This is a genomic window from Actinomadura nitritigenes, from assembly GCF_017573545.1.
GTDB lineage: Bacteria > Actinomycetota > Actinomycetes > Streptosporangiales > Streptosporangiaceae > Spirillospora > Spirillospora nitritigenes.
In genome coordinates this window covers 1-1,016 of sequence record NZ_JAGEOK010000105.1, presented here as the reverse complement: position 1 = coordinate 1,016, position 1,016 = coordinate 1, and the positions used below count along the sequence as shown (strand labels likewise).

Annotated in this window: 1 protein-coding gene; it reads right to left on the bottom strand. The window is 64.6% G+C overall.

Annotated features, from left to right (window positions below; genetic code table 11):
- On the bottom strand, positions 1-1,016 hold a 1,016-nt coding region (locus J4557_RS49075; RefSeq protein ID WP_243777563.1), incomplete at both ends, for an alpha-amylase family glycosyl hydrolase.

The following is a 1,016-nucleotide window of genomic DNA, read 5'->3' as shown; positions in this document are numbered from 1 at the left end:
TGCCGGATCTCGATCATCTTGCGGGTCCAGTGCAGGAGTGATCCGGGGTTGTTGACCTGGGCTTCGACGTTGACGGCCTGGTAGCCGTAGATGGGGTCCATGATGACGGGCAGGTAGAGGCGGGCGGGGTCGCATTGGGAGAAGCCGGCGTTGCGGTCGGGGGTCCATTGCATGGGGGTGCGGACGGCGTCGCGGTCGCCGAGCCAGATGTTGTCGCCCATGCCGATCTCGTCGCCGTAGTACAGGACGGGTGAGCCGGGGAGGCTGAGGAGGAGGGCGGTGAAGAGTTCGAGTTGGTTGCGGTCGTTGTCCAGGAGGGGGGCCAGGCGGCGGCGGATGCCGATGTTGGCTTTCATGCGGGGGTCTTTGGCGTATTCGGTGTACATGTAGTCGCGTTCTTCGTCGGTGACCATCTCCAGGGTGAGTTCGTCGTGGTTGCGCAGGAAGATGCCCCATTGGCAGGATTCGGGGATCTTGGGGGTCTGGGCCATGATCTCGGAGATGGGGTAGCGCTGTTCGCGGCGGACGGCCATGAAGATGCGGGGCATGACGGGGAAGTGGAAGGCCATGTGGCATTCGTCGCCGCCGGCGGCGGGGTCGCCGAAGTACTCGACGACGTCGGCGGGCCATTGGTTGGCTTCGGCGAGCAGGACGCGGTCGGGGTAGAGGCGGTCGATTTCGGCGCGGACGCGTTTGAGGTAGGCGTGGGTTTCGGGGAGGTTCTCGCAGTTGGTGCCTTCGCGGGCGTACAGGTAGGGGACGGCGTCCAGGCGGAAGCCGTCGATGCCCAGGTCGAGCCAGAATCGCAGGACTTCCAGCATGGCGTCCTGGACGGCGGGGTTGTCGTAGTTGAGGTCGGGCTGGTGGGAGAAGAAGCGGTGCCAGTAGTACTGGCCGCGGACCGGGTCGTAGGTCCAGTTGGAGGATTCGGTGTCGACGAAGATGATCCGGGCTTCGGGGTATTTGTCGTCGGTGTCGTTCCACATGTAGAAGTCACCGAACGGCCCGTCCGGATC